Annotated in this window: 22 protein-coding genes; 13 read left to right on the top strand and 9 right to left on the bottom strand. The window is 71.4% G+C overall.

Going from position 1 to position 20,578, the window contains the following annotated elements; genetic code table 11:
* The first annotated feature begins 4 nt into the window (after positions 1–4).
* A complete protein-coding gene (locus ABZ193_RS09230) occupies positions 5–904 on the top strand; it encodes a LysR family transcriptional regulator (RefSeq protein ID WP_354709497.1) in 900 nt (299 codons plus the stop codon).
* Between the two features lie 59 nt (positions 905–963).
* On the top strand, positions 964–1,428 hold the full coding sequence (locus ABZ193_RS09235; protein WP_020416811.1) for a MarR family transcriptional regulator: 465 nt from the start codon (positions 964–966) through the stop codon (positions 1,426–1,428).
* 116 nt (positions 1,429–1,544) lie between these two features.
* Here ABZ193_RS09235 and ABZ193_RS09240 read toward each other — a convergent pair whose 3' ends face one another.
* Positions 1,545–2,333: an alpha/beta hydrolase gene (locus ABZ193_RS09240; protein WP_354709498.1), complete on the bottom strand. Its 789-nt coding sequence runs from the start codon at positions 2,331–2,333 to the stop codon at positions 1,545–1,547.
* A gap of 72 nt (positions 2,334–2,405) precedes the next feature.
* Between ABZ193_RS09240 and ABZ193_RS09245 the strand changes: the two genes are divergently transcribed.
* From ABZ193_RS09245 to ABZ193_RS09255, 3 genes are all read left to right on the top strand, one after another.
* A complete protein-coding gene (locus ABZ193_RS09245; protein WP_354709499.1) occupies positions 2,406–3,719 on the top strand; it encodes a PLP-dependent aminotransferase family protein in 1,314 nt (437 codons plus the stop codon).
* Between the two features lie 328 nt (positions 3,720–4,047).
* On the top strand, positions 4,048–5,070 hold the full coding sequence (locus tag ABZ193_RS09250) for a DUF3533 domain-containing protein (RefSeq protein ID WP_354709500.1): 1,023 nt from the start codon (positions 4,048–4,050) through the stop codon (positions 5,068–5,070).
* Positions 5,067–5,726, top strand: coding sequence for a rhomboid family intramembrane serine protease (locus tag ABZ193_RS09255; protein ID WP_020421638.1), 660 nt, complete (start codon positions 5,067–5,069; stop codon positions 5,724–5,726). The genes ABZ193_RS09250 and ABZ193_RS09255 overlap by 4 nt, the downstream gene beginning before the upstream one ends.
* On the opposite strand, the gene mca is transcribed toward ABZ193_RS09255, so the two are convergent.
* Positions 5,698–6,522, bottom strand: coding sequence for a mycothiol conjugate amidase Mca (gene mca / locus ABZ193_RS09260; protein ID WP_354709501.1), 825 nt, complete (start codon positions 6,520–6,522; stop codon positions 5,698–5,700). The genes ABZ193_RS09255 and mca overlap by 29 nt on opposite strands.
* A gap of 56 nt (positions 6,523–6,578) precedes the next feature.
* On the opposite strand from mca, the gene ABZ193_RS09265 reads away from it, so the two are divergent.
* The gene (locus ABZ193_RS09265) at positions 6,579–7,166 is read left to right on the top strand and encodes a TetR/AcrR family transcriptional regulator (protein WP_354709502.1); all 588 of its coding nucleotides are present in this window, start codon (positions 6,579–6,581) and stop codon (positions 7,164–7,166) included.
* Positions 7,167–8,136: 970 nt separating this feature from the next.
* On the opposite strand, the gene ABZ193_RS09270 is transcribed toward ABZ193_RS09265, so the two are convergent.
* The 3 genes from ABZ193_RS09270 to ABZ193_RS09280 all read right to left on the bottom strand — a co-directional run bounded on the left by ABZ193_RS09270 (position 8,137) and on the right by ABZ193_RS09280 (position 11,363).
* Complete coding sequence (locus ABZ193_RS09270; protein ID WP_354709510.1) at positions 8,137–9,387, bottom strand: RNA polymerase sigma factor; 1,251 nt, start codon at positions 9,385–9,387, stop codon at positions 8,137–8,139.
* 41 nt (positions 9,388–9,428) lie between these two features.
* Positions 9,429–9,851 carry a YciI family protein gene (locus ABZ193_RS09275; RefSeq protein ID WP_020421634.1) on the bottom strand — a complete coding sequence of 141 codons (423 nt, stop codon included), beginning with the start codon at positions 9,849–9,851 and terminating at the stop codon, positions 9,429–9,431.
* Between the two features lie 105 nt (positions 9,852–9,956).
* On the bottom strand, positions 9,957–11,363 hold the full coding sequence (locus ABZ193_RS09280) for an aldehyde dehydrogenase family protein (RefSeq protein WP_354709503.1): 1,407 nt from the start codon (positions 11,361–11,363) through the stop codon (positions 9,957–9,959).
* A gap of 83 nt (positions 11,364–11,446) precedes the next feature.
* Between ABZ193_RS09280 and ABZ193_RS09285 the strand changes: the two genes are divergently transcribed.
* From ABZ193_RS09285 to ABZ193_RS09295, 3 genes are all read left to right on the top strand, one after another.
* Positions 11,447–12,850 carry a PucR family transcriptional regulator gene (locus ABZ193_RS09285; protein ID WP_354709504.1) on the top strand — a complete coding sequence of 468 codons (1,404 nt, stop codon included), beginning with the start codon at positions 11,447–11,449 and terminating at the stop codon, positions 12,848–12,850.
* On the top strand, positions 12,837–13,772 hold the full coding sequence (locus ABZ193_RS09290; protein ID WP_237339640.1) for a ribonuclease Z: 936 nt from the start codon (positions 12,837–12,839) through the stop codon (positions 13,770–13,772). The genes ABZ193_RS09285 and ABZ193_RS09290 overlap by 14 nt, the downstream gene beginning before the upstream one ends.
* Before the next feature lie 215 nt (positions 13,773–13,987).
* A complete protein-coding gene (locus ABZ193_RS09295; protein WP_237339639.1) occupies positions 13,988–14,827 on the top strand; it encodes a hypothetical protein in 840 nt (279 codons plus the stop codon).
* Positions 14,828–14,904: 77 nt separating this feature from the next.
* Here ABZ193_RS09295 and ABZ193_RS09300 read toward each other — a convergent pair whose 3' ends face one another.
* Complete coding sequence (locus ABZ193_RS09300) at positions 14,905–15,288, bottom strand: DUF6401 family natural product biosynthesis protein (protein ID WP_237339654.1); 384 nt, start codon at positions 15,286–15,288, stop codon at positions 14,905–14,907.
* Between the two features lie 227 nt (positions 15,289–15,515).
* Between ABZ193_RS09300 and ABZ193_RS09305 the strand changes: the two genes are divergently transcribed.
* Positions 15,516–16,295 carry an alpha/beta hydrolase gene (locus tag ABZ193_RS09305; RefSeq protein ID WP_354709505.1) on the top strand — a complete coding sequence of 260 codons (780 nt, stop codon included), beginning with the start codon at positions 15,516–15,518 and terminating at the stop codon, positions 16,293–16,295.
* A 28-nt stretch (positions 16,296–16,323) separates the two neighbouring features.
* Here ABZ193_RS09305 and ABZ193_RS09310 read toward each other — a convergent pair whose 3' ends face one another.
* The 3 genes from ABZ193_RS09310 to ABZ193_RS09320 are packed head-to-tail and all read right to left on the bottom strand — an operon-like array spanning position 16,324 to position 17,894.
* Positions 16,324–16,677 (bottom strand): hypothetical protein, encoded by a 354-nt coding sequence (locus tag ABZ193_RS09310; protein WP_020421627.1) that lies wholly within the window; start codon positions 16,675–16,677, stop codon positions 16,324–16,326.
* A 49-nt stretch (positions 16,678–16,726) separates the two neighbouring features.
* Positions 16,727–17,194: a hypothetical protein gene (locus ABZ193_RS09315; protein ID WP_237339637.1), complete on the bottom strand. Its 468-nt coding sequence runs from the start codon at positions 17,192–17,194 to the stop codon at positions 16,727–16,729.
* A gap of 25 nt (positions 17,195–17,219) precedes the next feature.
* Entirely contained in the window at positions 17,220–17,894 is a 675-nt protein-coding gene (locus ABZ193_RS09320) for a TetR family transcriptional regulator (protein ID WP_237339636.1), read from the bottom strand.
* Between the two features lie 91 nt (positions 17,895–17,985).
* On the opposite strand from ABZ193_RS09320, the gene ABZ193_RS09325 reads away from it, so the two are divergent.
* The 3 genes from ABZ193_RS09325 to ABZ193_RS09335 are packed head-to-tail and all read left to right on the top strand — an operon-like array spanning position 17,986 to position 20,376.
* On the top strand, positions 17,986–19,032 hold the full coding sequence (locus ABZ193_RS09325) for a ferredoxin reductase (protein WP_354709506.1): 1,047 nt from the start codon (positions 17,986–17,988) through the stop codon (positions 19,030–19,032).
* A 12-nt stretch (positions 19,033–19,044) separates the two neighbouring features.
* Positions 19,045–20,172, top strand: coding sequence for an acyl-CoA desaturase (locus tag ABZ193_RS09330; protein ID WP_354709507.1), 1,128 nt, complete (start codon positions 19,045–19,047; stop codon positions 20,170–20,172).
* A gap of 9 nt (positions 20,173–20,181) precedes the next feature.
* On the top strand, positions 20,182–20,376 hold the full coding sequence (locus tag ABZ193_RS09335) for a hypothetical protein (protein WP_020421622.1): 195 nt from the start codon (positions 20,182–20,184) through the stop codon (positions 20,374–20,376).
* Positions 20,377–20,578: the final 202 nt, after the last annotated feature.

Consider the following 20,578-nt stretch of genomic DNA (forward strand, 5'->3'; position numbering starts at 1 on the left):
GCTCATGACCCTGCGGCAGCTGGAGTACCTGGTGACGATCGTCGACGCGGGCTCGTTCACGCGCGCGGCCGAGCTGCTGCACGTCACGCAACCCGCGCTGTCGCACCAGGTGCGGGCGCTGGAGCGGGCGACCGGCGGGCCGCTGCTGGAGCGGCTGCCGCGGTCGGTGCGGCTGACGCCGATGGGCCGGGCCATGCTGCCGCACGCGAGGGCGGCGCTGGCGGCGGCGCGGAAGTCGGTGTCCGCCGCCCGGCAGGCGGCCGGCCTGCAGTGCGGCGAGATCATGGTGGCGACCCTGTACTCGGTGAGCCTCGGCGTGCTGCCGCCGGTGCTCAAGGCGTGGCGGCGCGCCCACCCGGACGTGCACGTGCGGTTGTTCGAGCACCGGCACGCCGACGAGCTGGCCGCCGCGATGGCCCAGGGGCAGGCCGATCTCGCCGTCGGGCCGGAACCGTCCGATTGGGACGGTCCGGTGCACCCGCTCGGCGAGGAGGAGTTCGTCGTGGTGGTGCCGCCGGACGATCCGGTGGCCACGGCGACCACGGTCCGGCTCGCGGACCTCGCCGAGCGGGAGTGGGTCCACTACGCGCCCGGCAACGGTCTCGCCGACCTGCTGGACCAGGTGTGCGCGGCGGCCGGGTTCCAGCCCAGGGCCGCGGTGCGGACCGAGCAGACGGCCGCCGCGCCGTCGCTGGCCGCCGCCGGTCTCGGCCCGGCGCTGGTGCCCGCGAACGTGCTGCCGCCGCGGTTCGCCGCGCACCTGCTGCGGCCGGACCCGCCGGTGCGACGCCGATTGGCGGCTTACACGCGCCCGGGTGGCGATCCCGTCGTGTCGGCGTTCACCGAAACCCTCCGCCGCAAGGCGATTCTGGTGCCGGGCCACGTGCGGCGCTGCCTGGATTGACCCGTTTTCCGGCGCGCCATCGGCTATATTCCAGCCCTGCCGATCAACTGGGAGGGTCCATGCAGGAGAGCCGGTGGCTGTCCGATGACCAGCTCCGGGCCTGGGTGCACTACCTCGGCGCGCAGACCCTCGTGCAACGCGCGATCGAGCGCCACCTGCACGAAACCGCCGGGATTTCCCATGCGGAATACGAAATCCTCACCAGGCTGGACGCCGCGCCGGACCGCCGGATGCGAATGGGCGAGCTGGCCGCGGTGCTGTTCTCCCCGGGCAGCAGGCTGAACTACCGGATCACCCGGCTGGCCGGCCTCGGCTGGGTCCGGCGCGAACAACACCCGACCGACCGCCGCGGCCTGTACGCGGTGCTGACCGCGGAGGGCGCCGAATTCCTCCACGGCGTGGCACCCGGATACCGCAGGGCGGTGCACGAATCGGTGGTGAACCCGCTGACCGACGACGAATTCGCCGAGCTGGGCCGGATCAGCCGGAAACTGTTCCAGCACCACCTCGGGCGCGGTGATTGAGGCAGCAGGACCAGACGGCCGCGCAGCCCGCCGTCCCGCAGCCGGCCGACACCCGGATCCGCACCTGACCCGGACCGGGCACCGGGACCGGCATCCCACTGCGAGGCGCGCGCTGCCTATGACGATTGAGGAATCTTCGCGAGGAAGTTCGCCAGGGTGGAATTGAACTCCGCGGGCCGTTCCAGGTTCGGCATGTGCGCGGCGCCTTCGATGACCGCCAGCTCCGCGTCGGGGATGAGTGAGTGCAGGAATTCCGCCTCGGCGACCGGCGTGTACTCGTCCTGGTCGCCGACGACCACCAGCGCCGGTACGCGGACCCCGGCCAGCGTCGGCAAGTAGTCCGGGCGTTCGGCCCGGCCGCGCAAGGCCGCCGCGGCGCCCTCCGGCGCGGTCGAGCGCATCATGCGGTGGACGTGCTCCGCGACGTCCGGCATCGCGGCGACGTTGGCGGGCGCCACCATCTTCGTGAGCACCTCGTCGGCGTACGGCCGGAGTCCTTCTCGGAGCAATCGTTCGGCCATCTCGGTGCGTTTCCGCTTGCCCTCCGCTGTCTCCGCGCGCGGTGAGGTGTCGGCGAGGACCAGCGCGCGGATCCGCTCCGGGAAGAGCCGGTGGCACTCCATCACGATCTGGCCGCCCATGGACAGCCCGCCCAGGACGAACTCGCCGACGTCCAGGCGGTCGAGCAGGCCGGCCAGGTCGCGGGCGAAGGTCTCCAGCGGAGTCTTGCCCGGCACCACCGTGGTCTCGCCGTAACCCCGCAGGTCGGGTGCGATGACTCGCCAGCCGCGCTCGCTGAAGTGGTCCAGCTGGGGCCGCCACATCGAGCGGTCGAACGGGTGGCCGTGGACCAGGACGAGGGCCGGGCCGGAGCCCTTGTCGTCGTAGCCGATTTCGATCGTCATGCCCCGACGGTAGATCGGCTGCTACGCTCGGTGCAATACGAATATTGCTCTCGGTGCAATGTGGAGGTGCGGGTGGACTACCGGACGATCGCGGACGACGTCGCCGCCGATGTCACCGCCGGGCGGCTCCGGCCGGGCGACCGGTTGCCCCCGCAGCGCCGGTTCGCGCGGCAGCGCGGCATCGCGGTTTCCACCGCGGCCAGGGTGTACGGCGAGCTGGTCCGGCGTGGCCTCGCGGTCGGCGAGACCGGGCGGGGCACGTTCATCCGGGCCGCGCCGGAGCCGGGTTCCGCGCTGGCCGAACCCGCCTCCGCGACGGTCGACCTGGAGCTGAACTTCCCGGTGCTGCCGGAACAGGCCGAGTGGATCGCCGCGAGCCTCGGGCCGTTGCTGCGGCCGGACCTGCTGGTGCAGGGGCTGGGGCCGGCCGTGGTGACGGGCACGGCCGAAGCCAGGGCGGCGGCCGCGTCGGTGCTGGCGCGGGGCGGGTGGTCGCCGTCCGCGCCGGACGTGTTGTTCACGGGCAACGGCCGCCAGGCGATCGCCGCCGCGGTGGCCGCGCTGGTCCCGGCCGGGGAGCGGCTGGGGGTGGAGGCGCTGACGTACCCGGTGGTGAAGGGCATCGCGGCGCGGCTCGGGGTCACGCTGGTGCCGCTGGAGCTGGACGAGCACGGTGTGGTGCCGGACCTGCCGCCGCGGTTGCGGGCGGTGTACCTGCAGCCGGCGCTGCACAACCCGCTGGGGCTGGCGATGCCCGCGGCGCGGCGGGTGGAGCTGGCCGAGGTGTTGCGGGAGCGGGATCTGCCGGTGATCGACGACGGCATCAACGGTTTCCTGCGGCCGGACCTGGCGCCGCTGGCGGAGGTCGCGCCGGAGCGGACGGTCGTGCTGGACAGCCTCTCGAAGCGGCTCGCGCCCGGGCTGACGCTGGGGTTCGTGGTGGCGCCGCCGGCGCTGCGTGACCGGGTGGCCGCCGCGGTGCGTTCGGGCGGCTGGGCGGCGGCGCGGTTCCCGACGGCGGCCGCGACGCGCCTGATGGCGGACGGCACGCTGGCGAAGATCGAGGCCGCCAAGCGCGCCGACGCGGTGGCGCGGCAGGAGCTGGTCGCCGAACGCCTGGCGGGTTTCGAGGTGCGGTCGGACCCGCGGGCGTACCACTGCTGGTGGCAGCTGCCGGAGCCGTGGCGGGCGGAGACGTTCGTGGCGGCCGCCGCACGGCGCGGGATAGCCGTCACCCCGGCCGCGGCGTTCGCCGTGAGCCCCGGCAGAGCCCCCACCGCCGTGCGGCTCGCACTGGCTTCCCCGCGGACCGACGTACTGGCCGGGGCGCTGGACACGCTGGCCACACTGGCGCGTTCAAGCCCGGAGGACAGCGGAATCGAGTGATTCGTCGCGGCGGTATTGGCAAGGGGCGGTGCCGCGCGCAGCCTTCGCCGCGCCGCGGGCCGTGCTGTCCGGAGGACAGCCGATCGAGCGATGCGTCGCGGTGGTACCGGCCGCAGGTTTCCGTCGCGCGGTGCGGTCATGCCGTCACGCGGCGGGCCGCGCTGCTCGGAGGACAGCGGATCGAGTGATGCGCCGTGGCGGTGCCGCCAGGTGTCACCGTCCGGTGCCGCCCGCAGCTTTCGCCACCGGGCGCGTCACAGCTGAATGACAGCGGGATCGAGTGAATCTTCGCCGCGCGGCTAGGCCCCGCCGCGCCTAGGTTCGGGCCATGACCAGCGAAGAACCGCGGAGCCTTGCGCACGATCTGCGGGACGCGATCGCCCCGCGGACCGTCTTGCTGGTGCTCGGGGTGCTGCTCCTGCAGCTCGGCTTCATCCTGTCCTACGTCGGCGCCTTCCACAGCCCGTCGCCGCACCGGGTCGCCGTCGCCGTCGTCGGTCCACAACAGACGGTCGACCGCATCAACGCCCTCGACGGCACGCCCGTCGAGGCGTCACCGAGCCCAAATGCGGACGACGCGCGCCAACGGGTCCTCGACCGTGACGTGGAGGCGGCCTACCTCGCCGACAGCGGCACCCTCCTGGTCGCGACCGCCGCGGGCCCGGCCCTCGCCACCGCCGTCGAGCAGGTCTTCACCCAACTCGGCGCCGCCCAGAACCGCGCTCCGGTCGTGCAGGACCTCGTCCCACCACAGGCCGGCGACGCCCGCGGACTGACCGCCTTCTACGCGGTCGTCGGCTGGCTCGTCGGCGGCTACCTCGCCGCCGCCGCACTCGGCATCGCGAAGGGTGCCCGTCCCGCGACGCTGCGCCGGACGGTGATCCGGCTCGCCGCGATGGTGCCCTACGCGATCGTGTCCGGGCTGGGCGGCGCGCTGGTCGTCGACCAGGTCCTCGGCGCGCTGACCGGCCACTTCCTGTCCCTGTGGTGGATCGGCGCGGCCCTCACCTTCGCGGCGGCGACCGTCACCATGGCCTTCCAGGTGCTGTTCGGCGTGATCGGCGTCGGCATCACCGTGCTGATCTTCGTGGTGCTCGGCAACCCGAGCGCGGGCGGCGCCTACCAGACCGAGCTGCTGCCGCCGTTCTGGCGCGCGATCGGCGACTGGCTGCCCAACGGCGCCGGCACCGAGGCGATCCGCGACGAGGTCTACTTCGCCGGGAACGCGACCGGCGGCCCGATCACCGTGCTGGTGGTGTGGGGCGCCGCCGGGCTCGTGGTCACCCTGCTCGCGTCCGCGCTACGGATTCGCCGGGAAAACGCCGATAATTCCATTACCCTGACCGGATGAAGGAACGCGCGTTGCCCAGCGGCGCCGAAGCCCAGGCCATGATCGCCGAGGCGCGCAAGGCGCTGTGGGTGATGGTCGGGTTCCTGGCCGTCATCTGGATCGTGCAGATCGTCAACTGGGCCACCGACTACGCGCTGAGCTTCGACTTCGGCATCCGCGCCCGCGAGCTGAGTTCGCTGCCCGAGGCGCTGACCGCGCCGTTCCTGCATTTCAGCTGGGCGCACATCGAAAGCAATTCCGGGCCCCTGTTCATCTTCGGGTTCCTCGCCGCCTACCGCGGGGTGCGGAAGTTCCTCGGGGTGACGGCGCTGATCGTGGTCGGCAGCGGGCTCGGCGTGTGGCTGGTGTCGCCGCCGAACGGGGTGACCGCCGGCGCGAGCGGCGTGGTGCTGGGCTACTTCGGCTACATCATCGTGCGTGGCTTGTTCGACCGGCGCCCGATCGACATCGTGATCGGGCTCGTGATGGCGCTGTGCTTCGCCTACCAGTTCACCGCGCTGCTGCCGGCCGAGGAGGGCATCAGCTGGCAGGGGCACCTGTTCGGGTTCGGGTCGGGCGTGGTCGGCGGGTGGGTGTTCCGGGAGCGGCGGCGCAAGCAGGTCGAGCCGGCGCCTGCGGATTCGACGGTCATGCTGGATCCGCCGCAGCAGCCGTGATCCCGGCGAACAGGTCGTCCTCCGGCAGGTCGGCCGGGACCAGCGAGCGGGCCAGGACGTAGTCCTCGGTCGGCCACACCTCGCGTTCGACGTCGCGCGGGTGGCGCAGGAACGGGTTGTCGTGGCCGACCTGGGTCTCGTGGGCGAGCAGGGCGCGGTCGCGGGTGTCGAAGTGGTCGGCGCAGTGGATCCGCGTGGTGACTGGGGTGTGGGTGTCCGGCAGTTCGGCGAGGACCTCGGCCATGCCGGAGTCGAGGCCGCGCGCGGTGAGGGCGTCGTGCATGGCCTGGAACCACTCCTTGGTGAGGGTGGCGAGGTAGTAGAGCTTGGCGATCTGCCAGGGCGTTTCGGCGACGGCGTCGAACGCAGCGACCGCGACCTGGTGGGTGCGGATGTGGTCGGGGTGTGGGTAGCCGCCGGTCTCGTCGTAGGTGACGAGCACGTCCGGGCGGAACTCGCGGATGACCTCGACGAGCCTGTCGACGGCGGTGCCGAGGGGTTGCCTGGCGAAGCTGTCGGCGGGCGGGTCGTCGGTGAGGCCGGAGTCGCGGAAGCCGAGGAACCGTTGCCGCACACCGAGGACCTCGCTCGCGCGGGCCATCTCCCGGCGGCGGATCTCGGGCAGGTTCGCGCGGACTTCGGGGGTGTCCAGGCGCGGGTTGAGGACGTCGCCGCGCTCGCCGCCGGTGCAGGTGACGACCAGGACGTCCGCGCCTGCCGCGGCGTAGCGCGCCATCGTGGCGGCGCCCTTGCTGGACTCGTCGTCGGGGTGGGCGTGGACGGTCATGAGTCGCATCTCGGCCTCCGGGTTTTATTAGGTCGGACCTAATATTAGGTCAAGCATAGCGTAGGGTGGGGTCCGTGGAGCGCGGGTTGAGGAAGCAGCGGACACGGCAGGCGATCTCCGACGCGGCGACGCGGTTGTTCATCTCGCGGGGGTTCGAGGAGGTGACGATCGCGCAGGTCGCGGAGGCGGCGGAGGTGGCGAAGATGACGGTCACCAACCACTTCCCGCGGAAGGAGGACCTGGTCTTCGACGTGCACGAGTCGTTCGTGGCGAGCCTGGCCGAGGTGCGGGGGCGGCCGCTGGTGCCGGCGTTCCGACGCGCGTGGCGGGCGGGGCTCGAGCGCCGGGATGCGCTGTTGGGTTTCTCGGGGCCGGAGTTCGCGCGGATGGTCGTCGAGAGCCCGACGCTGCTCGCGCGGTTGCGTGAGTTGCACGAGGAGCGGGAGAAGGCGCTGGCTACTGCGCTGTCGGACTTCGATGAGGACACGGCGCGCGCCGCGGCGGCCCAGATCGCCGGCGTGCACCGCCTGCTGTTCGACGAGGTCCTGCGACGCACCGCAGCCGGCGAGCCGGAGCCAGAAATCGCGGCGGCGGTGGGGCGCGCTGGGGAGCGGATGTTCGATCTGCTGGAGGCTGGGCTGGGGTCGCTCTAGCTTCAGTTGCTACGGCTCCCGGGCGTGGAGGGGATCGAGCGGGTTTGATGAGCGGTCCATTCACGCGGCGGTAGTGGGGTTTGTGGTGTGTGGATGAACGGTCCGTTCATGGCTTCGGGAGCGGGTGGGCCTGTCGTGCGCCGATGAAGGGCCCATTCATGCCGCGATGACGGGATCTGTGGCGGGTAGGTGAACGCTCCGTTCATGGCTTCGCGAGTGGGCGGGCCTGTCGTGCGCCGATGAACGGCCCGTTCATGCCGCGATGACGGGATCTGTGGCGGGTAGGTGAACGCTCCGTTCATGGCTTCGCGAGCGGGCGGGCCTGTCGTGCGCCGATGAACGGCCCGTTCATGCCGCGATGATGGGGTCTGTGGTGTGTGGATGAATGATCCGTTCATGGGTAGATGAACGGTCCATTCATGCCTTCGCGAGCGGGGCGGCATGTCGTGGCTTGATGAACGGTCCGTTCATGCCTTCGGGGCGGGTAGGCATGTCGCGCCTCGATGAATGGTTCGTTCATAGGTTCGCGGGTGGGCCGGTCGTGTGTCGATGAGTGGTCCGTTCATGCCTTCGCGGGCGGGTGGGCCGGTGGTGCCTCGATGAATGGTCCATTCATCGCTTCACGGCTGCACCGCTTCACCGGTGTAGCCGTTGGGCCAGCGGTGACCTGATGAATGGTCCTTTCAATCACGCACGGGTGGACAGGCGGTGGCGGCGGCGATGAACGGGTCCGTTCATCGCCGCGCGTGGGGGCCAGCGGCACGACGATGGACGGTCCATTAGTCGCACCGCAATGAACGGTCCATTCATCGCCACACGAAGAGACCAGCTGCATCACGATGAACGTTCGAGCCAGCGCCACACGAAGAGACCAGCCGCATCAAGGTGAACGGTCCGTTCATCCCCCCCGCGAAAGGACCACTCGCACCAACATGAACCGTCCACTCCGGACAGCCGCCAGAAACCCCACTCACTCCCCAGCCGCAGCCTTAGCCCGCGCCAGCAGCACATCCCGCTCCCGCGAATTCCGCGTCAACGCAGCCGCCCGTTCGAACTCCGCCCGCGCCTCCGCCAGCCGACCCACCTTCGCGAGCAAGTCGCCTCGCACTGTGGGTAGCAGGTGGTACCTCGCGAGTGCCGGCGAGGCCGCCAGCTCGTCCACCAACGGCAGCGCCGCCTCCGGGCCCGAAGCCATCGACACCGCCACGGCACGGTTCAGCTCCACCACCGGCGACGGCGTCACCTCCGCCAGCTCCCCGTACAGCGCCGCGATCCGCTCCCAATCGGTGTCCTCCGGCGCACCCGCCCGGGCATGGCACGCCGCGATCGCCGCCTGCAGCACGTACGGTCCGCGCGCCCGCGACAGGCTCTCCGCCCGCTCCAGCGCCGCCAGCCCATGCCCGATCAGCAACCGGTCCCACTTCGCCCGGTTCTGGTCCAGCAACAAGATCGGCTCACCGTCCGGCGTCACCCGCGCCCTGGACCGCGACGCCTGCAACTCCATCAACGCCACCAGCCCGAACACCTCGGGCTCCTGCGGCGCCAGCCCGGCCAGGATCCGCCCCAGCCGCATCGCGTCAGCGCACAGCTGGGGGCGCATCCAGTCGTCGCCGGCCGTCGCGGAATAGCCCTCGTTGAAGATCAGGTACACGACCTCCAGCACGGACCCCAGCCGCTCCGCCAGCTCCGGCCCGGCGGGCACCTCGAACGGCACCTTCTTCTGCGCCAGCGTCCGCTTCGCCCGCACGATCCGCTGCGCCACCGTCGACTCCGGCACCAGGAACGCACGCGCGATCTCGTCCGTCGTCAGCCCGCCCAGCAAGCGCAACGTCAGCGCCACCCGCGCCTCCGTCTTCAGCACCGGGTGGCACGCCGTGAAGATCAACCGCAGCAGGTCGTCCGGCACCTCGTCCGGCTCGACCTCGATCGCCTGCTGCGTCGTCTCCAGGTCGAGCCCGATCTCCTCGTGCTTGCGCTCCGCCATCTTCAGGTGCCGGAAGTGGTCGATCGCGCGGCGCTTGGCGATCGTCATCAGCCACGCGCCCGGGTTCGACGGCACACCCGACGACGGCCACTGCTCCAGCGCCGCCACCAGCGCGTCCTGCGCCAGCTCCTCGGCCAGCCCGACGTCGCGCACCATGCGCGTCAGCGCGGCGATCAGCTTCGCGGACTCGATGCGCCACACGGCGTCGATGGTGCGATGTGCCTCGGTGACCGTCACGGTCACCGAGCACACCACCTCACCGCGGCGAGGGCAAGTTCCTACCGCCCGTGCTGCTCCTCGATCTTCTGCCGCATCCGGTCCTCGGCCTCACGCAGCTCCGGCGTGTACGCCTCGCCGAAGTCCTCGGCCTCGAACACCTGCCGGATCTCGATCTCGGTGTCCCGGAACGGCGCCCGCTTCAGCCACTCGACGGCCTCCTCCTTCGACTTCACGTCGAGGATCCAGAAGCCCGCGATCAGCTCCTTCGACTCCGCGAACGGGCCGTCGATCACGGTCGTGCCCTCGCTGGAGTACCGCACCCGCGCACCCTTCGAGCTCGGGTGCAGGCCCTCGCCCGCCAGCATCACACCGGCCTTGACCAGCTCCTCGTTGAACTTGGTCATGTCCGCCAGCTCCTGCTCGGTGGGCATGGCGCCGGCCTCGGTGTTCTCGTCGCCCTTGACCAGGACCATGAACTTCATCGTCTTCTCCCTGCTGTCGAGGTGGTCCCCAATGGGACCGTCACGATGACATCGATCGAGCACCGGGCGAATCGACAACGGCGGACAATTTTCTTTCGGAAATCTTCAGCGCACCCCGGTCAGCACGAGAACCCGCTGCTCAGTGAGGTCTTCCATGGCCGCGCGGACCCCCTCCCGGCCGGTGCCGGACTCCTTCACCCCGCCGTAGGGCATCTGGTCGGCCCGGTAGCTCGGCACGTCGCCGACCACCACGCCGCCGACCTCCAGCCGCGCCGACGCCTCGAACGCGACCCGCAGGTCGTGCGTGAAGACCCCGGCCTGCAGCCCGAACCGCGACGCGTTGACCCGCTCGAAGGCCTCCTCCACCGAGTCGACCGGCGCGAGCGACAGCACCGGGCCGAAGATCTCCTCGGCGTTGACCGCGCAGTCCTCCGGCGCACCGGCGAGCACGGTCGGCGCCACGGTCGCGCCCTGCCGCGTCCCGCCGGCGAGCAGCTCGGCGCCCGCCGCGACCGCGTCGTCGACCCACGACTGCACCCGCACCGCGGCCGCCTCGTTGATCAGCGGGCCCACCTCGCCGTCCACGTCCAGCTTGCGCACGTGGGCGACGACCCGGTCGGCCAGCTCGGCGTACACGTCGCGGTGCGCGTAGACCCGCTGCACCGAGATGCACGACTGGCCGCCCTGGTACGTGCCGAAGGTCGCGATGCGCTGCGCCGCGAACTCCAGGTCCGTCCAGTCCGGGCAGACGATCGCCGCCGCGTTGCCGCCCAGCTCGAGGGTGACGTGCTTGCGCGGCACCCGGTCCTGGATCGACCAGCCGACCGGTCCGGACCCGGTGAACGACACGACCGGCAACCGCGGATCGGCGACCAGTTCGCTCGCCGCCTCGTTCGGCAGGGGCAGCACCGACCACGAGCCGGCGGGCAGGGCGGTCTCGGCGAGCAGCTCGCCGAGGACCAGCGCGGTCAGCGGGGTCGCGGGCGCGGGTTTGAGCACGATCGGGCAGCCGACGGCGATCGCCGGGGCCACCTTGTGGGCGACGAGGTTGAGCGGGAAGTTGAACGGGGTGATCCCCAGGACCGGCCCACGCGGCGCGCGCCGGACCAGCGCCAGCCGCCCGGCGGAGGCGGCGTCGGTGTCGAGCCGCTGCAGCTCGCCGGAGAACCGGCGGGCCTCCTCGGCGGCCCAGCGGAAGGTCGACACCCCGCGCCCGACCTCGGCCCGCGCCCACTTCAGCGGCTTGCCCGACTCGGCGTGGATCAGGTCCGCGATCTCGTCGGCGCGCTCGGCCAGGCGCCGGGAGACGTGGTCGAGGGCGTCCGCGCGCACGTACGCCGGCAGCTGCGCGACCTCGTGCCGGACGTCGTGCGCGGCGGCGACGGCGGCTTCGACGTCGGCCGCGGTCGCGTTGCTGGTGGTTCCGGCGAGCGCGCCGTCGCGGGGGTTGCGGACTTCGACGAGGTCGTCGCTCGTCGCCGGGCGGCCGGCGACCCAGTAGGGGAAGCTCATCGGTCCAGCATCTGCTCGCCCGGCGCGGACGGAAATGGCCGAACCGGCCAATAAGGGCTCGGAGAACTGGACGAAGTGGCAGAGTGGTGGTCGTGCCGGTGACCCTGCGGCGACTGCTCGCCGACCCGACCCTCGGTCTGCGCGTGCTGGCCGGGGAGTCCGGTTTGGACCGCCCGGTGGGGTGGGTGCACGTCAGCGAGCTGGACGACCCGACGCCGTTCCTCGAAGGCGGCGAGCTGCTGCTCACCACGGGATTGCGGCTGTCCGGCGAGCCTGAGTACGTCACCAGGCTGACGGCGCGGGGGCTGGCCGGGCTCGGGTTCGGCATCGGGCTCAGCCACGCCGAGGCGCCCGCCGCGCTGGTGCGCGCCGCCGCCGACGCCGGGCTGCCGCTGCTGGAAGTGCCGCGGCGGACGCCGTTCATCGCGATCAGCAAGGCGGTGTCGGCGGCCCTCGCTGCGGACTCCTACGCCGAGGTCACCGCCACCAACGCGGCGCAGCAGGAGCTGACGCGGGCGGCGTTGCGCGGGCCGGACGCGGCGGTGCGACGGCTGGCTCGGCTGCTCGACGGGTTCGTGCTGCTGGTCGGCCGCGGCGGCGAGCTGGTGCGGGCCGCCCCGGCGGCGGCCGCGGAACGCCTGCCGTCCGTGGCGGACGAGCTGGCGCGGCTGCGTGGCGGGCCGGCGAGCGCCAGTTTCGAGGTGGACGGGCAGCACGTGGTCGTCCAGGTGCTGCGCAACCAGGGGTTCCTCGTAGCCGGGCGGCCGGAGCCGTTCGACCGGACCAGCGGGCACGTGCTGAGCGCTGCCGCGTCACTGCTCACCCTCACGTTGACGCGAGCGCGCGGGCTGGAGTCGGAGCGCCGCAAGGTACATACCGCATGTATGCGTTTGTTGCTGGCCGGGCAGCACGAGCTGGTCGCCGGGATCGTCGGCCTGCCGCCGGAGCCGGTCGAAGTGTTCGCGTTGACCGGTCAGGCCGAGCGCGTGCTCGACGCCCTCAACGGCAGCCCGGCGTTCGCCGCCGAACTGGACGGGTTGGTCGTGGCGATCGCGCCGTCCGGCTGGTCCCCGGAGCTGGCCGGCGGGGTGGCGCCGGCGGCCGGTTACGCCGAACTGGCGCAGGCGCACCAGCGGGCGACGCGCGTCGCGTCGACGACTGAGCTGGTGCGGTTCCGCGGTGACCTGGTCTCGCTGCTGCCCGCGGAGGAGGCGCAAGCGTTTGCCGCGGCGGTGCTGGAACCGTTGGTGCGCCACGACGAGACCGGGCGTGGCGATCTGGTGGCGTCGCTCGCGGAGTGGCTGCGGCGGCACGGGCAGTGGGACCCGGCGGCGGCGCGGCTCGGCGTCCACCGGCACACCCTGCGCAACCGCATGGCGAAAGTGGCCGAGCTGACCGGGCGCGATCTCGACGACCCGGACGTGCGGGCGGAGCTGTGGACGGCGTTGCGGCTGCGCGGCCTAGGGTCGGGGGGTGTCCGTGCGTGAACTGGTGGTGCTGGGGACCGGGAGCCAGGTGCCGACGCGCACCCGCAACCACAACGGCTACCTGCTGCGCTGGGACGGCGAGGGACTGCTGTTCGACCCCGGCGAGGGCACACAGCGGCAGATGCTGTTCGCCGGGGTGGCGGCCAGTTCGATCACGCGGATCTGCCTGAGCCACTTCCACGGCGACCACTGCCTCGGCGTGCCGGGCGTGGTGCAGCGGTTGTCGCTGGACGGGGTGCGGCACCCGGTGGTCGCGCACTACCCGGCCTCCGGCGCGGAGTACTTCGCGCGGCTGCGGCACGCGAGCGCCTTCCGCGAGACGGCGGAGCTGGTGGAGTCGCCGGTGGCCGAGCCGGGTGAGATCGCGCGCGGCGCGTTCGGCCGTCTGCTCGCGCGGCGGCTGTCGCACCCTGTCGAGTCGTTCGGGTACCAGCTGGTCGAGCCGGACACCCGGCGGATGCTGCCGGACCGGCTGGCGGCGCTGGGCGTGCGTGGCCCCGCGGTCGGGCAGCTGCAGCGGGACGGGTTCGTCGAGGTCGGCGAGCGGCGGGTCGAGCTGCCGGCGGTGAGCGAGCCGCGCCGGGGCCAGCGGTTCGCGTTCGTGATGGACACCCGGCTCTGCGACGGCGTCTTCGAGCTGGCCGAGCACGCGGACCTGCTGGTGATCGAGTCGACGTTCCTGTCCGCGGACGCCGCGCTGGCGACCGAGTACGGGCACCTGACAGCCGCGCAGGCCGGGCGGGTGGCGGCGGAGTGCGGGGTGCGGAAGCTGGTCCTGTCGCACTTCTCGCAGCGCTACCCGGACCCGGAGGCGTTCCGCGCCGAGGCGGCCGCGTCGTTCGGCGGCGAGATCGTGGTGGCATCCGACATCAGCCGCATCGCCGTGCCGGCGCGACGCCCCGCGCGAGCGGCGGCCGACTGACTTTTTCCACCCGGTCGGCGCGGCCGCGAAATCGTCGCGAAACCGCCGGTGGGAGCCGTTTTGGTACCCCTGCCGCGATGGGTCCTGCATCACACGCGTGGGGGATACCTGCAGGTCATTGAAGTGTGGCCCTGCCAGGGCTGGGTAGCCACTTCATCGAAAGCGCTTCAGAAACGGGGCGCAGGTTGCTCCTGCAACGGAAGGGAGAGAGGCCAGTGGCAACGTCCAACCTGGCGGCCGTCGACTTCGGCCAGGGTGTGTCCAACGCCTGGAGCGCGGTGGCGACCTTCGTGCCGAAGTTCGTCGCGTTCCTGGTGATCCTCGCGATCGGCTGGTTCATCGCCAAAGCACTGGGCAAGATCGTGAACAAGGTGCTCGAGAAGGTCGGGTTCGACCGGGTGGTCGAGCGCGGCGGCATCAAGCAGATGCTCGCCAAGAGCAAGTACGACGCCTCGGACATCATCGCCAAGCTGGTGTACTACGCGGTCCTGCTGATCGCCCTGCAGTTCGCCTTCGGCGTGTGGGGGCCGAACCCGGTGAGCGGGCTGCTGACGGGGATCGTCGCGTGGCTGCCGAAGGCCGCGGTCGCGATCATCATCGTGGTGGTCGCCGGCGCGATCGCCCGCGCGGTGAAGGACCTGGTCGGCGGAGCGCTGAGCGGCCTGTCCTACGGCAAGACACTGGGCACGATCGCGGCGGTGTTCATCTGGGCGCTGGGCATCATCGCGGCCCTGAACCAGATCGGCGTCGCCACCACCGTCACCACGCCGGTGCTGGTCACCGTGCTCGCGACGATCGGCGGTGTCGTCATCGTCGGCATGGGCGGTGGCCTGGTGAAGCCGATGCAGCAGCGCTGGGAGCGCTGGCTGGGCCGCGCCGAGGAGCAGATCCCGGCCGCCAAGGCGCACGCCGAGGCCTACCAGCGTGGCCGTGAGGACGCGACCCGCGCGACCACCCCGAGCGCGGAGGAGGCCACGCAGGAGATGCGCCAGCCGACCGGTTCCATGGGGTCGGACCGCGGCGCGACCATGCGGCCGCCGGAGAGCTTCCGGTAACGACGGGGAGCACCCTCAAGACGGGGAGCACAGGGAGAGGCGGCCGGTCCGGCGACGGACCGGCCGTTCTCTTGCGCCTAGCGCAGTTCCAGTTCGAAGCCCTGGCGGTAGTGGGGGTCGTCCATCGAGTTCGCCAGCGTGCAGACCGCCAGCAGGCGGAAGGTCAGCCAGTCCATCGGCCCCGATTCCGGGCCGTGCGGCACGGTCAGCCGCCAGCCGGCTTCGCGCGCGTGGTCGAGCAGGCCGCGCGCGTACCCGGCGAGCAACACGACTCCCGCGACGGCCGCCGAACCTTCCACGCCCGCGGCGAGGATGTCGCGCACCGCGGCCGCGTGCTGGTCGACCACCGCGGCCAGACCGGGCGCGGTGGCCACGGCGGCGACGAGCCCCGCGGCGCCCAGCTGGCTGTGCAGATGATTCAGCGTCCGACGGGACGTGCGTTCCGCCCAGACCGCGGCCATACCGAACATGCCTTCCACGGTAACTCCCGGATTCGACCTCGTGGCCGGGGGAGGCGACGATCGACATGGCCGTTTTCCTCGGAGTGGCAACGGGGTGTCAGTGCCGGGTCACCGACGGCGGCCGCGACGGTGCCGAATTTCACGATGGCGAGGTGCGAATGAGCGGGCTCGGCGGGTTTCGGTCGGCGGGTAACCGGGCACGCTACGACGCCGTTTACGACGAAGCGATGCGTGCGATGCCCGAGCCGGCCGCCGTGCGCGATATGCCCACGGCCTTCGGCGTGGTCCGCGTCTACCGCTTCGGCACGGCCGGTGACCCGCTCGTCCTGCTGCCCGGGCGCTGCGGCACGAGCGTCGCGTTCCGGGCGGGCATCCCGGCGCTGGCCCGGCGCCACCGCGTCCACACTGTCGATCCGCTCGGCGAACCGGGTCGCAGCGAGCAGACCGCGCCGATCCGCGACGCCGGGGACCAGGCACGCTGGCTCGACGACACCCTGGCCCGGCTCGGCCTCGGGCGGGCGCACCTGCTCGGCGTCTCGACCGGCGGGTGGCTGGCCGCGAACCTCGCGGTCCGGCGGCCGGAGCGGGTCGCTTCGCTGACGCTGGCCGACCCGGTCGCCACGTTCGCCCCGGTGCCGCCCGGGCTGGTGCTGCGGGCCCTCCCGGTCGGCCTGCGCTACGTCTCGAGCTGGGCCCGGCCGCGGTTCCTCCGCTGGGCGACCGGCGCGGACCCGGCGGACACCGTCGAAGGACGGCTGCTCAGCGCCGGGTTCCAGCACTTCCGGACCACGCTGCCGCGGCCGGTCCCGTTCACCGACGAGCAATTGCGTGCTCTCGCCGTGCCGGTGCTGGCGATCATCGCCGGCCGCAGCGTCGTGCACGACCCGCGGCGAGCAGACGCCCGGGCGCGTGCCCTGCTCCAGCGCGGTGAGGTGGAACTGTGGCCGGACGCGGCCCCGGTGGGGGAGGTCGCCGAGCGGGCGTCGCGCTTCCTGGCGGCCAGCTGATCTGTCGCGAGTGGACGGTCACGCACCGTCACCGCTGCCGGCCGGGTGGCCGGGGTTCTTCGAGCAGCATCGCGCGCAGGAGTTCCCGTGCCTGACGGCGGATCTGCACCGAGTCGCCGTGGCCGCCGATGGTCCAGAGCAGCTCGGCCAGCGCGCAGCCCGCCGTCTTCTGCAGCGAGCCCAGGTACTGGGCGAAGTGCTGGGCCCAGCGCCCGTGCAGGGTCACCAGCAGCTCGTCGCCGAACTGGTTGCGCAGCACGATTTCGTCGCCCTCGCGCTCCTGGGTCCAGAACGGCAGTGCGCCCGCGAGCGAGCGCCACTGGTCCGCCAGCTCGGCGATCCGCTTCCGCTCCAGGCGGTCTTCCTCGTCCTGCCGGTTCATCGTGCACTCCCTACCCTCCGTGCACGACGCTAGAACAGGTGTTCGATGATCACAAGCTCGGGGTGGGTGCCGTCTCAGGTTCCGCCGGCTGCACCTGGACCTCGAAGCCGTAGCCGGGAGACGGCGGGAAACCGGCTTCGCCGATGGCCTGGATCGACACGCTGTCACCGGGGAAGAGGTACCCGGATCCCTTGATCGGCTCCGGATTCGTGCCGCACGGGAACATCACCGTGTGCCAGTCCTCGCGCGGCGACCGGTATCGCACACCCATTTTCGGCGTGCTCAGCATCTGCGCCGCCGGGCAGGTGCCGGAAACGCTCAGCTCGATCGAATAGGCCTGGTCGCCGTCCTTGGTCACGGCGCCTTCGACCTGCAGGCCCCAGCCGTTCCCGTAGTACGACGTGAGAAACGCCGGCTCGGCGGCGGCGGGCGCCGTGGCCAGCAGGAACGCGGCGGCGGTCAGTACGGCGATCTTTCGCATGAATCCGACGGTGACAAGCCCGGTCGGCGCGCGCAAACCGCCGGTGTCCCTCGAATGAGGGTCACTGCCAGTGCTCGGCCCCGCGGGCGATCAGTTTCAGCCGGTTTTCCGCGGTGGCCAGAATGCGTTCGTCGGATTCCGCGCTGCGCGGCACGGTTTCGATGAGTTCCACCGCGGTGGACAGCAGCATCGTGACGATCATGTCGGCGAGCATTCGCAGGTCGTCCGTCCGCCAGCGGCGCAGGCAGTCGAACCGGGCGAGGTCGACGGCCAGGTCGCCGGCGAACATGCGCAGTTCCGTGCGCGCGGCCTGCGGCACCGCGCCGGACCCGCCGTGTCGTTCCCTGGTCAGGAAGCGGAAGTGGGCCTCGTGCGCGCGGGTGTACTCGTGCAGGGTCCGCACGACGGTGCGGGCGACCTGGTCGAAGTCGGTGCCGGTGTCGCGCGCGGCGTCGAGCATCCGGCGCAGGACCGCCATCGACTCGCCGAGCAGCACCAGGCCCAGCTCGTCCATCGACGTGAAGTGCCGGTAGAAGGCGGTGGGCACGATGTCCGCCTGCTTGGTCACCTCGCGCAGGCTGAGCACCGCGAACGGGCGGTCGGCGAGCTGGGCGAGCGCGGCGTCCAGCAGGGCCTGGCGGGTGCGCTGCTTGCGTTCCTGCCGGCTCACGGGCTTCACGGACTCGGCCGACACGTCGCCGATCCTACGTCCGGTTCCGGGTGCGACCTGCGTCACGCCCGCACCTCCTTCGGTTGACAGCGCCCCCGCCGGGTACGCCACCATTGAGTGTACAAGTGTTCTCCGAAAATGTTCCCGGGGAGGAATCATGCGGCTCGCCGCGATCGCCGAGGCGCTGCTCACCCCGCACGGCATCGACCGCTACCTGGAGCTCATCGACCCGATGCTGGTCCGCCGCGAGATCCGCGGCGAGGTCACCGCGGTCGAGCACCAGACCCCCGACACGGTCACCCTGACGCTGAAGCCGAGTTCGGCGTGGCGCGGCTTCCAGGCGGGCCAGTACGTGCGGGTCTCGGTGGACATCGACGGCGTGCGCCGCACCCGGTGCTACTCGCCGGCCGGTTCGCAGCACCGGGACGGGCGGCTGGAGCTGACGATCAAGGCGCAGGGGCTGGTGTCGCAGCACCTCTACCGGGCCCGGCCGGGCTGGGTGCTCGGCCTGTCCCAGGCGGACGGCACGTTCACCCTGCCCGAGCCGCGACCGGAGAAGCTGCTGCTGATCAGCGGCGGCAGCGGCATCACCCCGCTGATGTCGATGCTGCGCACCCTCGCCGACGAGGGGCACCAGGGCGAGGTGGTGTTCCTGCACTACGCGAACACCCCGGACGACGTGCTCTACGCCCGCGAGCTGGCGCGGCAGGCTCCGAACGTGCGGGTCGTGCTCGCCTGCACGCACGCGGCGGGCGGCGAACTGAGCGGGTTCTTCTCGCGGGAACACCTGGTCGAGGCCGCGCCCTGGTACGCGGGCGCGCTGACCTACCTGTGCGGGCCCGCGCCGCTGATGGACTCCGTGCGGGCCGTGTACGACAGCGAACAATTGAGTGAACAACTGATCACCGAAGAGTTCATGCCGCCGGAGCTGGTGATCGACGAGTCGGCGGCCGAGGGGACCGTGCGGTTCGCGCACAGCGGTGTCGAGTTCCCCAACTCGGGCCGCCCGCTGCTGGAACAGGCCGAGGAGGCCGGGCTCCGCCCGGAGCACGGGTGCCGGATGGGCATCTGCTTCTCCTGCACGAAGGTCAAGGCCCGCGGCCGGGTGCGGAACGCGAAGTCGGGCGAGGTGTCCGGCGAAGAGAACGAAGAGATCCAGCTCTGCATCTCCGTCCCAGCCGGGGACGTGGAGATCGACGCGTAGAGGAGCCTTCCCATGACCGGCTTGCAGGACCGGCTGACGCCGGAGCAGATCGAGGAGTTCGGCCGCGAGATGGACGCGATCCGGCAGCGGATCGTCGCCGACCTCGGCCAGGACGACGTCGACTACATCAGGAACGTGATCAAGACCCAGCGCGGGCTGGAGGTCGCCGGGCGGGCGCTGATGTTCGCCGGGTTCTTCCCGCCGGCCTGGCTCGCCGGGGTCGGAGCGCTGTCGCTGGCGAAGATCCTGGACAACATGGAGATCGGCCACAACGTGATGCACGGCCAGTACGACTGGACGCGCATCCCCGAGCTGAGCTCGCAGAAGTTCGAGTGGGACACGATGGCGCCCGCGGAGAACTGGCGGCACTCGCACAACTACATCCACCACACGTTCACCAACGTGCTCGACAAGGACCGCGACATCGGGTACGGCATCCTGCGCATCGACCCGGCGCAGAAGTGGCACCCGTACTACCTGGGCAACCCGGTGTACGCGACGGTGCTGGCGTTCATCTTCCAGTGGGGCGTGATGTTGCACGACCTGGAGTTCGACCGGGTCGTGCGTGGTGAGCGGAAGTGGTCGGACCCCGAGCTGAAGCAGATGCGCGAGCGGATGGCGCGCAAGGCGGTGAAGCAGGTCGGCAAGGACTACGTGTTGTTCCCGCTGCTCACCGGCCCGCTCGCGCCGCTGACGTTCCTGGGCAACGCGTCGGCGAACCTGACCCGCAACCTGTGGGCGTTCGCGATCATCTTCTGCGGCCACTTCCCGTCGGACGTCGAGAGCTTCACCGAGGAGGAGACCGAGAACGAGACGCGGGGCCAGTGGTACCTGCGCCAGATCCTCGGCTCGGCGAACATCACGGGTGGCCCGCTGTTCCACATCCTCAGCGGCAACCTTTCACACCAGATCGAGCACCACCTGTTCCCGGACATCCCGGCGCGGCGGTACCCGCAGATCGCCGCGGAGGTGCGGGCGGTGTGCGAGAAGTACGGGCTGCCCTACAACACCGGGCCGCTGCACAAGCAGTTGTGGTCGGTGGCGAAGAAGATCGTGAAGTTCGCGCTGCCGCCGCGGCCTCGGCAGGCGGACCGGACGCCCGATACGCTGGGGTCCGACAAGGTTTCCGCGGCGGCGTGAGGACGTGTGATGGTCGATCCGATCGAAAGCGGCAAGGACACGGTCCAGGTGCTGACCGAGTCGGCAGCCACCCACATCGGCAACATAGCGACGATCATCACCGGCGCGGTGCGCGACATCGCCCGGGAAACGGGCGACTGGCTGACGGACCTCTTCGAAATGAGGGAAGCAGCAAGGCGCGCAAACGCCGACAAGCAGGACTAGCAGGTTCTTCGGGGCACACCACCGAACCGCCGCCCGGCAACGAAAAGCAAGCGGCCACCCCAACCAGACCTCCCCCGCCCCCGATCCACAGCCTGCTTTTAGTCGCCGACCAGGCGTGTCAAGGTACTCTTTCCCGCCTTGACACGCCTGCTCGGCGACTGAAACACAATCAGGAATCGGGGGCGGGGGTGGTCGGAAGGTG

Origin of the sequence: Amycolatopsis sp. NPDC006125, from assembly GCF_040614195.1 — a bacterium.
Taxonomy (GTDB): Bacteria; Actinomycetota; Actinomycetes; order Mycobacteriales; family Pseudonocardiaceae; genus Amycolatopsis_E; species Amycolatopsis_E tucumanensis.